Below are 13,893 nucleotides of genomic sequence, written 5' to 3'. Positions count from 1 at the left end.
CCTAATTATTGTCGTTCGTTACGCTGTTAGAAAAATGTTTTGGAATTGTGACGATAAACTCGGTGCGTCGCTCGGCTTGGTTACTAGTAACACTTATCTTGCCGCCCAAAATATTGGTCACAATATTGAATGTTATGTGCAAGCCAAGCCCGCTGCCGCCTTGGCCCAGTTTGGTAGTGAAAAATGGTTCGAATATTTTGCTTATGTTTTCTTCAGAAATACCCACACCGTTATCAATAACACCTATACAAACGTGGTCGGTAGATGCCTCTCTGGAATAGAGAATGACTTCACCCACGTCGCCTTCTGCAAATGCGTGAGTTAGGGTATTGGTAATTAAGTTAATGACAACTTGTGATAAGGCGCCAGGGTAGGTGTGCATTTCGGCATTGGATTTAAAATCTAATAGTAAATCCACTTTTCGGTGTTTAAATTGATGCGCCAGCGTGGCAGATAGGTCTGCCAAGTAAATATCCAATTGAAAACTTCTACGCTGTTCACCCGTTTGATCAACGGCTATAAGTTTAAATTGCCCAATAAGCTCTGCCGCGCGGTGCAAGCCACTAAGTAAGAGTTTGCTTGCATGTTCCATATCTTGAACAAATTCAACAATAGTTGACTTATTAATAGAGCCAGTTGCTAGGCTTGAATTAATTGCGTTAGTTTTTTCTTGTATGGTGCTGGCTATGGTAACTGCGCTACCTAGGGGGGTATTTAACTCATGCGCCACACCGGCAACTAGGCCGCCTAGTGAGGCCATTTTTTCTGAGCGGGCAAGTTCTTGTTCGGTACGCCGTTTTTGGTTGATGCTGCTCGTCCATACCCAGCTTAAAACGCTTAGCAGGCAAATGGTCACCACTATAGGGATAAATGCGAAGGGCTCTCTGGTTGGGGTGTTGTTATCTTCATTCACAACTGCATACCAAAGTACTTGCTGGGTATTGCTGTAGGTAAGTGTTGCAGGCATTACAGTGTTTACATGGGTGCGCCGCGCCGCCCAGTGCTCGTCATTAATTACGGTGTCTAGCTGGGTGTGATTTAGTAGGCTTTGCCATTTAGCCTTCTCTTGTATTGGGAATGGTGCGGGCTTATTAAACATAAAGCCCCATAAATTTGGAGACTGTTCACCCAATATATAGTGGCCATCTGGGCTAAGTAGTTTTACTTTCTGTGAGCTATTTTTGTAAAAATTAAGCAGCACTTGGGCGTTTATATTGATAACTATAACGCCTTCAAAATTACCTTGGCTGGGGTACACGGGCATTGCCAATCGTATTGTGGGTCGCCAAGGCAATTCGACTTCACCGTATTCCATATTAAGTTCTAGTGGTGATACATACATTTGTCCGGCTGCCAGTTTGCTGGCGTGTTGAAAATAGCGCCTATTTTTTTTGCTTTGTAAATTTTCACTGTCCGTTTGAAAAATAGAGCCGTTGTTGCGCTCAAAGCGTATTTTTTCGTTGCCGTTTTTGTCTAAAAAGCGAATCTGAAATACATCAGGGCAAGCTTTAATAAGCGAGTCGAATAAAGCGGATACTTTTTCGTTTTGCTCACTAGTTTGGTTGGCATAATTACTTAGTGTTGGCGACTGAGCCACAATACTTAGCGCAATAGCACTTATTGCTAGGCGCTCCGCAGCCCGCGACTCCAACCGCTGCAACTCGAGCATGGTGGCTTGGCGCAATAATTGAAAGCGCTGGTTTTTGCCAGTAAGGTAAGCAATGCTCTGCCAAGAGGTAAGCACAACGGCACTGAGTGCAAGAAAAAACAAAAAGAACAGCAGCCGCTTGTTTTCTACAAGCTTGGGTGACGTTAATTCCTTTACCAATGGCAATAGCATGTGTTCCCCTTTAGGCGCTATGCCCAGTTTTACAAGTGTGGGTGGTGCTTTTCTCACCTAATAGAATTAAAAGGGGGCGAGTGGTAAGCACCTTCCTTGCATTTATCCTTGCTTTTCATGCCAAGCCGGCGATATTTTTATATCTAACTGGCATGAAAAAATAACTCGTATAGATCTATCTGGCCTCATTGATTGTTAAATATTGGTAAGGTTGCAAATAACACGATGCATTTATATATAGATACAAATAGTTTAGTCCACCGTTATATTTTGAATAGGGTATACATAAAATATTGTCATTTATTCTTGTATAAATGATTAATGTGACAAGGAGGTTAACACCGCCTAAGCGAAGACGGTGTTAAAGGAGGGAATAAGAGAGTATTAAAATAAATTGTGAATGTTAGTGGTTTAGTGACTCTATAAACAAGGGTGCGAAGTTTACTCTTTCTCTGTGAGCATTTTTTTTCTATATGCCGTAGGTGAGGTGCCCACTAAACGATTAAAAAAGCGATGGAATGCCGATTTGCTGTTAAAGCCGCTTTTCATCAAAATATCTAAAATTGTCATTTCTTTGTATGCGGGGTCGGCCAACATACGCTTTGCCGCTTCTATGCGGTAGGAATTAATATATTCGTAAAAATTTGTGCCAAAGTGTTTGTTTATTATTTGCGACACAGTGCGGCTGCTAAGTTTTACTTTCTCTGCCACGCTTTCTAAATTCACATTGTGTTCTAAATACAGCAGGTCGGTTTCCATGGCTTGCACTATACGGTCTATATCACGCTTGTCGTAATTGTCTTCGTGGGTTTCGCGTGGGGTATCGGGTTTAGTGCTTAGTAATTTTTGCGCATGGGCCACGCCGTAAACGAACAGCGCAATAATAAGTACGAAAGTGACATAGTTATCGGCAATGCCAAGTTTATCGGCCAATTGAGGGCTAGAAAATTTAGCAATTAAGTACACTAAAAACGACCAACCCCAATTCAATAAAAACCCGCCAGAGAGCATCATTAGCCACACAGGTTCTGTCAGCGAAAAGCTGGCGTACTGGTGCTGTAGGCGTTTAATGTAGCGCTGCACTAAAAGTACGGCGGCTACACAATAAACAACCGGTTGGATTTTTGCGATAGCCCAAATAATGCCAATTATGTCCGTTTCTGCTGGGCGCTCTGTACGTTGTAGTAGGTCTACACTGTGTATGCCTAGGCTGGCCATCACTACAAATAGCACGACTAATGGCGCAAGGTGCCACAAATCGAATTTGTGCAGCTCGGCATTGTGGCGAGTAAGCATGCGCACATATAAAAATAGCAATGGGCCATGTAGCAGCAGGCTAGCCATAAGGGTATAGGGCAGAATCCATACTACCGCGAAAGGGGGCACGATTATTTTGTCGCTCCACATAAACAAAACAGTGATATTGGTCACAGCCAACGAGAACAAAAACCCCGCTAACACGCCTCGTTCGGGCCGCTTTTCAAAAATTAGCCACTGGAATAAACACAGTAGTAGGCAAATAGCGGTGGTAATGAGCAGAAATACATCGTGGAAGTTAAATAAGTGCTCTTTCATGGGTGGTCCGTGGATTCTTATGATTATGGGAATAGCTGGGGGATATTATGCCTGCTTTCCTTGTATGCCTAAAGATTCCTTCTATACCGGTGTTCGTTATATGTTCGAGTTATCAATGCCTGCCGATAATTAAGTTTAGGTAATAAGTGCGAAAAGAGCGGGTTGAGTTTGCAATTGATTCGCTTTATGCGAATTGCAATCTGCAAAATTATAGGTCGCGAAAGTGATTTATCTATCTAACCTATTGATATTTATATAAAAAATAAATTGGCATGAATCTGGTAACAGTGTTGGAAACAAATCTATTCAATCACTGCATCAGGGTTACATCATGTTAAGTAAAGAATTAAAAGCGCTGTTATTCGCATCGGGCTGTGTGTTTATCAATCAAAGCGTAAAAGCAGTCGAAATAATAGACGGCCAATACCAGTGGCACTTTAATTCGGGCGAGGCTTGGCCTGGCGGCTACAACCAAAACACCGGCAAGCCTGACAACCTTACTTACGCGCGCGGTCAGTACGACGCGGCGTTTTTTGATCGCATTGCCAATGCGCTGCCAGAGGCGAGGGTCAACGAAGCTTTTTTAACGGGTGATGCTGGCGCGAATATTACACTGGTGGAAGACGGTGAAGTGTATATCACGTTTATTCACGAGGGCGCTGGCTACAAAAACTCCTTTGGCTATTTCACCTATGATGCGGCGAATCCACCAGCTTCGATACACGATGTGCGAGAAACTATTGTTTTCCCCAATTTATCCTACCCCCATTTAACTAATGGTCACCGAGTAAGTATTGGTTCTTTTACCGCTGGTACAAGTATCGGCTTTTTTATTGCCGCCAATGGCTTTTGGTACGACACAGGTGTTAAACCCACCGCAAGCCCTTTTTATTATTCTTTAACCCACCTAAACCCAGACCCAGAAGGCCTGAAACAACACAACGTGTTGTTATATGACGACCATGTTGAAGAAGTGATTATCGGCTTTGAGGATTTACCGCGCAGCTGGGGCGATAACGACTTTAACGATGCCGTATTTTCTGTAAAAGCAACCCCAGGTACTGCAATAGAAAAAACATCGCTCACGGTTATTCCTCAGGCAAACGATAGCGATGGTGATGGTGTTATCGATGAAGAAGACGAATTCCCTAACAACTACACCCGCGCGTTTAGCGCTTACTACCCAAGTAACCAAGATTGGGTAACCCTCGCCTACGAAGATAATTGGCCCGAGGTTGGTGATTACGACATGAACGATTTAGTTGTGCGCGAACAACTTCAAACCATGTTTGATGCTAACGGGAATATTAGTGGTTTTAAAGTATCGGGTTTTATTGATGCGCGTGGTGCCAGTATAAGTAGTGGCTTCGCGTTGCGTTTGATGGGTTTAGCGCCGGATATAATCGCGAATGCAGAAGTAACGATAAACGGCGAACGCTATGAAAAAATGCCAGAGCAGTATCAAACCGATGCTGTGATAAGCCTGTGGTCGAATTCGCATGTGCATACACAAACCGGTGAACAAGGTGCTTGCTCGCACTTCAATACCAAACGCGATTGCGCAACGCACGACCCAGTTCCCTATAGCTTAGATGTGACATTTTCGTATGCACCCAGCGCGCTTAATCATTCGGCCTTGGACTTTTTTATATACCGCACTGATTATCGCGGTAGAGAAGTTCACTTTGCTAATTACCCACCCACAGATCTATTTGACCAAACTCAGTTTGGCCGCAAAGCCGATACTTCCGATCCGCAAACGGGTAGATATTTTAAAAATGAAGCAAATCTACCGTGGGCGCTAAAAATTCACACTAACTGGTGTTATCCAAGTGAATATATTGATGTGGTTTGGGCGTATCCAGCCTACGAACAATGGGTGGAAAGCTCTGGCGCAGAAGCAACTAATTGGTATCAATCTAGTGATCGCACTTCACACTATTTTTGCCGAGACGACAACGCATTCGTACCCGAACAATAAATAGATAACAGAAAAACATATATACATTTAGATACGTATTTAAAACATAAAGGAAAGCAAGATGATAAATAGTAATTCAAAGCTAAAAATACCAGTACCTTTACTGGCGTTGTGTTTAACATTGGTTGCATGTGGTGGCGGAGGTGGTTCAGCAAGTTCTAGTGCAAACCTAAATGCTAGCTCTAGCTCAGGCAGCGTGCTGCCGAGTGAGGGTGCCAGCGAGAGTGGTGAAGCAGTGCCAGCGCCTGCTTCTCAAACTTCAGCATTAACCACCACCAATGCAAGCTTTACCCCAGATGAAACACGTTTAGCGGCGGCCGCCGAAAATTCAACGCAACTATATGTTGCCGAGAGCTTTAATTTCGACGATTTTAAACGCCTAGCGTTAAGGGTCGATGCGGTAGATTCCGCCGGAAATGTACTGGCAAATAAGCTAATTAAAATAAAATCCATTAATAAATATATTAATCAATGGGACGACGCGGCGCTAGCAGACGCGCAGTTGCTATTTATTGGTAAAACAGATTCTATGGGACACTTTAATAGCAACATAGAAGTACCGCTACATGTACAAAAAATAGTGTTAGAGCTGAATGCCGTGGGCGTTGAAAATAAAGTGATGTTAGATATTGCAGAAAATAACGAAGTAAGCGTTAGCTACAGTTTTCGTTAATATCAACATTAAAATGGAGACAGACTATGGCAAAGCAAGCGATGGCACCTAATGACTGCAGTAGTGTAACACTACTATTTGTAGATGATGAATTGCCAATATTGAAAGCGTTTAAACGTTTAGTGCGTGGCAAAAACTGGACAGTGTATTGTGCAGAGTCTGCGCAGCAGGGTATACAAATACTTAGCCAAAATAATGTCGATATTGTGGTTTCAGATATGCGTATGCCAAACATGAATGGCGCGCAGTTTTTATCTTATGTGCGAGATAACCACCCACAGGCACAGCGTATTCTTATTACCGGCTATAGCGATTTACAGTCGCTTCAATCGGCCATCAATGAGGCAAAAATATCTAATTATATATCTAAGCCCTGGGAGGATGAGGCGTTACTGGATGTGCTACAAAAAACAGTGGATATTCAGGAGGGTGAAAAAGAACGTCGTCGTTTAGAGCTAGTAAAAAAGTCTCAAAATAAAAAGCTTGGGCGGTTGGCGTTAAGTTTAAATAGCCAAGTGAACGAAAAGTCGATGGAGGTGAATCAAGCATTAACCCTACTGGAAATGGAGCGCAACCATGCACAAATGCGCGTGCATGAACTAACTCACGCGGTGCTTAAATTATTAGGGTTAAGTGGTAAGGGGCGGTCTTACGGTGCCTTTATAGCCGAAAGCGCAACAGCGGTAGGTCGGGCCATAGGTTTATCGGCGCTTGAGCTAGAAAATTTATATATCGCAGCTGCATTACATAATATTGGCTACTTGGTGTTAGGCGAGAGGGAGATGATAGAGGATGCGAACGAACAGGAAAATGAGCATTCCGAGCAATATAAGGCTCAAGTAGCAATTAGTGAGGAAATCCTCAATGGGATGCCTGCTTTGGCGCCGGTTGCTTCAATTATTGCTACTCATAAAGAGCGTTTAAATGGCACAGGCTTCCCCAACAAACTGAAGGCGGAGCAAATCCCAATGCCGGCAAGAATTTTGGGGGTAGTAAGCGATTATGTTCAGCTGCATCGCGGGCGTATGTGCTCTGGGGTAGAGGGCCATGCAATGGCGCGTAAATATATCGAATCTCGCATTGCATGGCATTACGACATAGCCGTGGTGAAACATTTTTTTGAGCAAGTAGATGATGCAGCACTCAACTATATTTCTACTATACTTGCCTCAGAGGTGCATGAGTTGCAGCCAGGTATGATTCTGGCTAATGACATACGCACCCACAATAAGGTTTTACTGCTGCCTGCAGGGGTAAAACTGAATCAAAATCAAATTAACAAAATTGAACTCTATGAACGCTTTGCTAAAACAAAGTTAATAGTGAATATTGTTAATACAAGCTAACGGTGTTACCCATGAAAGGTGCGGTGCTAATAGCCCTAAATGATATGGTCGAGGAAGTCTTTTCTATGGCCGTATGGGATCAGGTTCTCGCAAAAGTGAAGCCTGATTCCGAGGGCATATACATTTCGGCAGAGAGCTACGACGACGCCGAGGTAGTAGGGCTGGTTGTTGCGTTATCGGAGCTAACCGGGGTGCCGGTGAATGAGTTGGTGCGAAGTTTTGGTACCTATTTATTTCATCAGTTGAATAGTAAGTTCCCAATTTTTTGTGATTTGCACACCAATATATTTGATCTGCTATCGAGCATTCACGGGGTTATTCACAAAGAGGTGGATAAGCTTTATAGCAATGCGTCGCTTCCCACCATTAATTGTACTAAATTATCCGATTCGCATTTACAAATGCGTTACTACTCCCCGAGAAAATTATGCGTATTGGCCGAGGGTTTAATAATCGGCGCGGCTGAGCACTACAAAGCAGATGTTTCTGTAAGTCAGTGTCAGTGCGTGCATCAGGGGGCTGATGAATGTTTAATAGACGTTAAAATTATATGAGTGAAATTGATTACCGAGCTGCCTACGAACGGCAGAAGAAAGCGCGACATGCAGCCGATAAGCTTCTCGAAGACAAATCCAGAGAGCTATACGAAGCTAGCCAGACATTGTCGGCGGCGTACAACCGTTTAAAAAAACAAAAAGAACAACTTCTCCATCAAGAAAAATTAGCATCTATAGGCCAACTATCGGCCGGCGTAGCACACGAAATAAATAACCCCGCCGCGTATATTAAAAGCAATATAAACTCACTAAACGCCGTACGCTGTGCGCTTGCAACCTGTTTTTCTCAATTAGCTGATTTGCGAGAAAAGCCAGTAATCAACTATGAAGATATAACTCATATAGTAGAAAAAAATGATATAGAATTTATACTAACTGATATGCAGGAGGTTATAGAAGATTCTTTATTTGGCTTAGAAAAAATTACCGGAATAGTTAAAAGCTTAAAAGATTTTTCTAGGCCAGACACAGACGGTGATAGATGCTTTTCTGTTAATGAGTGTATTCAGAATACGCTAAAGCTGGTATCCAGCGAAATTAAATACAAAGCGGAGTTAATAACTCATTACGGCGATGTGCCAGAGATAATGGGTAGTTCTGGTGAGTTTTCTCAAGTTATCCTCAACCTTGTGGTTAATGCCTCTCATGCAATTTCTGAAACTGGAAAAATAAACATAAACACAGCCTTAGAAAATAATTCCATAAAAATTACCGTATCCGATACGGGCAAAGGAATGGACCCTAAGTTAGCACTGAAAATATTTGATCCGTTTTTCACCACTAAAGAAGTGGGTAAAGGGACAGGGTTAGGGCTTTCTATCTCTCATGGCATTGTCAAAAATCTTGGTGGGTATATTCATGTAGATAGTATCGAGGGAAAGGGTACAACATTTACTATTACGCTACCTGTTAATACTTGAAAAACTATTAAGCATACCCCTCTAAACATAGCCCCCTAAATCGGGAGGCTACGTTGTTGCACAGCTTTAGTGAGCTGCATTACGCATTGTTCTAGCGGGTTGTAAATACTACTAGGTAAAATAGAAAGTAGCGCAGCGCCCAAGGTTGCTAAGGTGCGAGAGGGTTCGTCGCGTACTATTCGCCAGTTGGTGAGTATAGCGCCAACCGAAAACTTTAATGCAGCGAAGCTGTTGCGAGATTGCACGGCTCGTCTTGCTAAATAGCGTTTTTGATATGCAGAGGCCATTGAATACCATGTATCAAAAAATGCTGGGTTTAAATGGTAGTTGTTTTTTACAGATACTCGCCAAGCTTGGTATTGATTGGTTAAGTTAGCCGATAAGCCACTGGCGTTAACGCGATAGAAGGTTAACCCTTCGCCAATACCCATAAACTGCCAATCGCTTGTTAGTGCCGCTCTTAACCAAAACTCCACATCTTCCGATTGCCTTAAGCGCTCGTCAAAATAAGTGAGGCGCACTTCACCGTTGTTGTATACGTGCTTGCCCATTTGCAAGAGCATACTTTTTCTTAGTACCGCAGCAGAGCCATTACCTATTGGGTTTCTGCAAAATATATCTTGTGCGTGAATATTTTTTAACTTGGGGTACTGGCCAATGCCTAGCAGGCTGCCCTCTTCATCAATAAATTGCGATGCGCTATAGCTTACGCCAAGTTTTGGGTTGTTTCTAAAATGGCTTAAATGCATTTGTAACTTAGTGGGAGCCCAGTAATCGTCGGAATCGAGTAGCGCTACATATAAACCGCGAGCATGGCTGATGCCGGTATTGCGCGCCGCAGAAAGCCCCATATTTTTTTGACGTATAACACGTATACGGGGATCTTTATAGGTGCTAACGATATCTAACGTATTATCGGTGCAGCCATCATCTACGCAAATTAACTCAAATTGACCATAGGTTTGCGCAAGTACCGATTCAATGGCCGTTGCCACATACTTTGCAACGTTATACATAGGCATAACCACTGAAAATATAGGCTTGTTAATTGTGTTATTCATAGTTGTACCTTTTTAAGAAACACACCAGAGCTAAATTTGGTTTGTATAAATGAAAATAGTAGAGGTAGGCACCAAAAGGCCCCGCCCAGTAAACTGGCTGAAGCTAAAGCAAGCGCGTTTTGCGGTTGCAGTGCCCATATGGATATGGCTAAGCAAGCAACACAATAAAAAATAAGCACCACTTCGTTAAACGTTTGGTTGGCGGCGCGCAGTAACATTGCGTAAGTGTCGGTAAAAATAGCGGGTATACCGGCCAAACATAAAATAGAAACGATAACCGCTGCAGATTGCCATTGCTCGGCGAAAAAAAGCGATACGTAAAATGGTGCGACTATTGATTGCGCAATAAATAAAACACTAATGGCTGCGCCATAGGTAAACGCCTTTTTTCTAGCTTGCCCGACTTCGCGCGCGCGAAACCGTTCACATAAAAATGGGTAAAGCCCGCTTACATAGGCCGTTACTATCGACTGGCTTAGGCCTACGCCAGCGTTTTTGGCGAAGCTGTATAAACCAAATAATTCCGCGGGTAGTAAGCGCGCCGCTATTAATATATCTGCTTGCGAGCGCAGCACACGTAACGCATCGGCAATAAAAATATGTATAGTAAGCTTTACTAAAGCTTTAAATACCGTTAATTGAAAGCTAGGTGCATAAGACTTTAATTTAACGCGACTAAAAATAACTACCCATGCAACAGCACACAGTAATTTTGCGTAGGCTACCGCCATTACGCCCATATCGAGCAACAGAAAAATAATGGTTGCTATGTTGTCTACCGATAAGCAAATGGCGCAAGCTAAGCCGAAATATTGCATATTGTTTTGCCGCTGCAGCATAAATACTTTTACTGCAACTATGGGGTAGCAAAGGTAGGTAAGTGCCATGAGTGTAAGCAGCGGCGCAAGCGCAGGGTTGCTATAAAATTGAGCGATGTAATTAGCTGCTGCTATTTGTGCAGCCGTTAGGCCAAGGCACACAAGCCATTGCAGTAGTGATGCGTTAGCCGCGGTGACGGGTAGTTGATTCGCATCACACTGCACAACGCGTGCCCCGGCGCCAGCGCGACTAAAAACACGTATTAATTCGTGGCAAGCGAGCGCCAACGATGCAATACCGAACTCCAATGGCGTTAGCAGAGCGGCCATAATCACTACTGTAAGCAGGCGACTAACCTTGGCTATTGCCTCAGAGAGAAGCATCCAGCCGGTGTTGCTAAACAACCGGTCGCGGCGAAGGTGGTGTAATTTTTTCCACATGGAGCTTGTCTCTCGTTGCTGTAAGGTAATGCTTTACAGGGTAAGAGCAAAAGCCGTGCCTACAGGCACAAGATGCATGACGCGCTATGTTCAAGCCGATAATAGATTCAAAACGAAAAAGAAAACGCAAAGGCGAGATGCAATTTGCAAAGTGCTGAGCACACATTCGCAAATTGCAAAGCGGTTAACTTGCTTTGGCTTCCCAACTTTGTATTTTGCGGTATAGCGTAGAAGGGCTTACCCCAAGTGCCGATGCGGCTTTAACTACATTGCCGTGGCACACTTCAATGGCCAGCTCTATGTAGTTCTTCTCTATTTTGCTTAAGGGTTGCAGTTCATCCGCATTGGGTTTGCTGGCATTGGGGGCTATGGGCGCGGCGCTAGGCGTAAACGGTTTGGTTAGAGCTTTATTGCTAATAATTGTCGCTACCTGTTGTGGGTCTAGCTGCAGGGCTATAGCGATATCGTTGGGGGTAATAAGGGGGCCTGCGCTCATTACCACCACATTGTGAATACAGTTTTGCAGTTGTCTTACGTTACCTGGCCAGTCGTACCCCAGTATTAAACTAGAAGCTTCACTGCTAAAGCCAACAAGTTCTTTGCGCTCTTGTGCGGCGAAGCGCTGTAAAAATGTATTGGCAAGTAAAATAGGGTCGTTTTCGCGCTGGTTTAACGGGGGCAGGTGCAGTGCCACTACATTGAGGCGGTAGTATAAGTCTTCGCGCAAAGTGCCATTGGCTATGGCGTCTAAGGGCGCGCGGTTGGTGGCGCAAACGAAGCGTATATTCACATTCTCTTGCTTGGTTCCACCCACCTTTTGAAAACTTCCGGTTTGAATAAAGCGCAGTAGTTTGGCCTGTAGAGAAATGTCCATTTCGCCTATTTCATCTAGAAATAGCGTGCCGTTGTGCGCTTGGGTGGCTGCGCCGTCACGTGCGCTTACCGCTCCTGTAAAGGCGCCTTTAACGTGACCGAATATTTCAGATTCCATCAGCTCAGTGGGAATAGCTGCGCAATTCAAGGCAATAAACGGCCCGTTTTTGCGTTCACTTAGTTTGTGAATCGCTTCGGCGGCGAGTTCTTTACCTGTGCCGCTTGGGCCGGTAATAAATACCGAAGCATTACTGGGGGCGGCGCGCTCAATTTGATTGTATACCGCCTGCATTGGCAGCGAGCCACCCACAAAACTTACAAAGCTCTCTTTTAGCTCGCTGGTGTAGCGTTCTACCGTTCTGCGCAGTAGCGCCCGTTCTACCATCATTTGTTGGGTAGTGACGGCGTGCTGCAGGGTAACAATTAGTTGGTGGTCGTCCCAAGGTTTATGAATAAATCCCCACACGCGGCCTTCGTTGATGGCCGCCAGTATCAAATCATCCTCGGCAAAACCAGATAACACCAGCCGCATGGTTTCGGGGTAATCGCGAGCAATTTCTGCTAACAATGTGGCGCCGTCCATTTCGGGCATGCGCATATCGGATACCACCACATCGAATGGGTTTTCACGCATTAATGCGAGGGCATCGCGGCCGTTATCTACAAAAATACACTCAGCACTCATGCTTCGGGTAACGCGGCGCAGGCTTTTAAGAATAGAGGGTTCATCATCTACAAATAAAATACGTGTGGCGCTTGCGCCGATTGTGTCGAGCATAAACCTTCCCCTAAAAGCTGGCATCCATCGTGCAAAGGTGTAAAACGCAGAGACACATTAACCTTGTTAAGCGCACTCATCAGCATACAGCGGGCCATATACGATGAACGATACCTTGATCTTTACTATTGCTACAGGCGGTTACCATTGGCGGTTCCGCAAAAATATTGAATCTCAGCGAGCCTATGCCGCTAAGCACGGTTATGTATACAGTGTAGTCGACTGGCCAAAGTTCACTTTATTGGATTTAGAAATAGTTTGGCTAAAAATCTACCTGTTGCATGAGGCGTTAAAAAAAGAGTACCGCTGGGTGGTGTTTGTGGATGCGGATGCGGAGATAAAACCGCGTTGCCCGCCTGTAAGTCATGTGTACCAACCGGGTAAAAGCATTTACGCCGCCAAAGGTTATTCCAATAGAGTTAATTCTGGGGTTTTAATATTCCATAATGATAATAACAGCCGTGCATTTGTGGCTAAGGTGTTAGTTAATCGCACACAGCCAATACCCACAGAAGATAGCGTAGGCTGGGGCGAGAATGGCCATGTTATTCATTTTGCAAAGCAAAACCCGCACGTGTTGGTTTTAGATAAGCGCTGGAACAATAATCACAACCCAGATTTACGCGACTATATTCGCCACTATAGTGCTGGCCCTTTACGTAGTACTTATATTGCTAGTGTGTGGGATAGCCTGCGCTTTACTCTGTGCCGTTATGCTCAAGCTATTGGCAGGCGTTTGTGCGCGCGTGTGTTTCGCGCGAAGCCCACCGGTGAATTACTGCAAAACTTATGTAGCGCCGTTGTGAAGCGCGATAAGGCGTTCGCGCCGTGATTCCTATTTTGCAATTATTTGCTTTATAAAAAATAGGGCTTTGCAATATAGGAATTAGGGTTACAAAAAAATAAAGAATTTCAAAGAAAATTAAATTAATACTTTTTAATTCAATAACTTAACTACAAATATGTGTGTTGGTATGGGTTCTGCAATAGGTGTGTATCACTAGCTGTGTATCACTAAACGAACCCGGAC

The 13,893-nt window shown here is 44.0% G+C and carries 11 protein-coding genes; 6 read left to right on the top strand and 5 right to left on the bottom strand.

Going from position 1 to position 13,893, the window contains the following annotated elements; genetic code table 11:
* Position 1: 1 nt before the first annotated feature.
* Both SDE_RS21660 and SDE_RS19895 read right to left on the bottom strand, forming a co-directional pair.
* Positions 2-1,840 carry a sensor histidine kinase gene (locus tag SDE_RS21660; protein ID WP_011470279.1) on the bottom strand — a complete coding sequence of 613 codons (1,839 nt, stop codon included), beginning with the start codon at positions 1,838-1,840 and terminating at the stop codon, positions 2-4.
* Positions 1,841-2,281: 441 nt separating this feature from the next.
* On the bottom strand, positions 2,282-3,415 hold the full coding sequence (locus SDE_RS19895; protein WP_011470278.1) for a helix-turn-helix domain-containing protein: 1,134 nt from the start codon (positions 3,413-3,415) through the stop codon (positions 2,282-2,284).
* A gap of 331 nt (positions 3,416-3,746) precedes the next feature.
* On the opposite strand from SDE_RS19895, the gene SDE_RS19890 reads away from it, so the two are divergent.
* From SDE_RS19890 to SDE_RS19870, 5 genes are all read left to right on the top strand, one after another.
* Complete coding sequence (locus SDE_RS19890; protein WP_011470277.1) at positions 3,747-5,396, top strand: LruC domain-containing protein; 1,650 nt, start codon at positions 3,747-3,749, stop codon at positions 5,394-5,396.
* 61 nt (positions 5,397-5,457) lie between these two features.
* Entirely contained in the window at positions 5,458-6,069 is a 612-nt protein-coding gene (locus SDE_RS19885; RefSeq protein WP_011470276.1) for a hypothetical protein, read from the top strand.
* Positions 6,070-6,095: 26 nt separating this feature from the next.
* A complete protein-coding gene (locus SDE_RS19880; RefSeq protein WP_011470275.1) occupies positions 6,096-7,415 on the top strand; it encodes an HD domain-containing phosphohydrolase in 1,320 nt (439 codons plus the stop codon).
* Positions 7,416-7,426: 11 nt separating this feature from the next.
* Positions 7,427-7,969 (top strand): heme NO-binding domain-containing protein, encoded by a 543-nt coding sequence (locus SDE_RS19875; RefSeq protein ID WP_011470274.1) that lies wholly within the window; start codon positions 7,427-7,429, stop codon positions 7,967-7,969.
* Positions 7,966-8,892 (top strand): sensor histidine kinase, encoded by a 927-nt coding sequence (locus tag SDE_RS19870; RefSeq protein WP_011470273.1) that lies wholly within the window; start codon positions 7,966-7,968, stop codon positions 8,890-8,892. The genes SDE_RS19875 and SDE_RS19870 overlap by 4 nt, the downstream gene beginning before the upstream one ends.
* 35 nt (positions 8,893-8,927) lie before the next feature.
* Here the strand turns inward: SDE_RS19870 and SDE_RS19865 are convergent, their stop codons facing one another.
* The 3 genes from SDE_RS19865 to SDE_RS19855 all read right to left on the bottom strand — a co-directional run bounded on the left by SDE_RS19865 (position 8,928) and on the right by SDE_RS19855 (position 12,863).
* Positions 8,928-9,953, bottom strand: coding sequence for a glycosyltransferase family 2 protein (locus SDE_RS19865; RefSeq protein ID WP_011470272.1), 1,026 nt, complete (start codon positions 9,951-9,953; stop codon positions 8,928-8,930).
* Positions 9,950-11,212, bottom strand: a complete 1,263-nt coding sequence (locus SDE_RS19860) for an oligosaccharide flippase family protein (protein WP_011470271.1) — start codon at positions 11,210-11,212, stop codon at positions 9,950-9,952. Before SDE_RS19860 ends, SDE_RS19865 begins: the two co-directional genes overlap by 4 nt.
* Positions 11,213-11,396: 184 nt before the next feature.
* Positions 11,397-12,863 (bottom strand): sigma-54-dependent transcriptional regulator, encoded by a 1,467-nt coding sequence (locus tag SDE_RS19855; RefSeq protein WP_011470270.1) that lies wholly within the window; start codon positions 12,861-12,863, stop codon positions 11,397-11,399.
* Positions 12,864-12,966: 103 nt separating this feature from the next.
* Here SDE_RS19855 and SDE_RS19850 point away from each other — a divergent pair, with 103 nt between their 5' ends.
* The gene (locus tag SDE_RS19850) at positions 12,967-13,695 is read left to right on the top strand and encodes a hypothetical protein (RefSeq protein ID WP_011470269.1); all 729 of its coding nucleotides are present in this window, start codon (positions 12,967-12,969) and stop codon (positions 13,693-13,695) included.
* The last annotated feature ends 198 nt before the right edge of the window (positions 13,696-13,893 follow it).

Origin of the sequence: Saccharophagus degradans 2-40 (genome assembly GCF_000013665.1) — a bacterium.
In the GTDB taxonomy this organism is placed as follows: Bacteria; Pseudomonadota; Gammaproteobacteria; order Pseudomonadales; family Cellvibrionaceae; genus Saccharophagus; species Saccharophagus degradans.
Note: the sequence above shows the minus strand (reverse complement) of the source record. Positions and strands in the feature narration are given on the sequence as shown.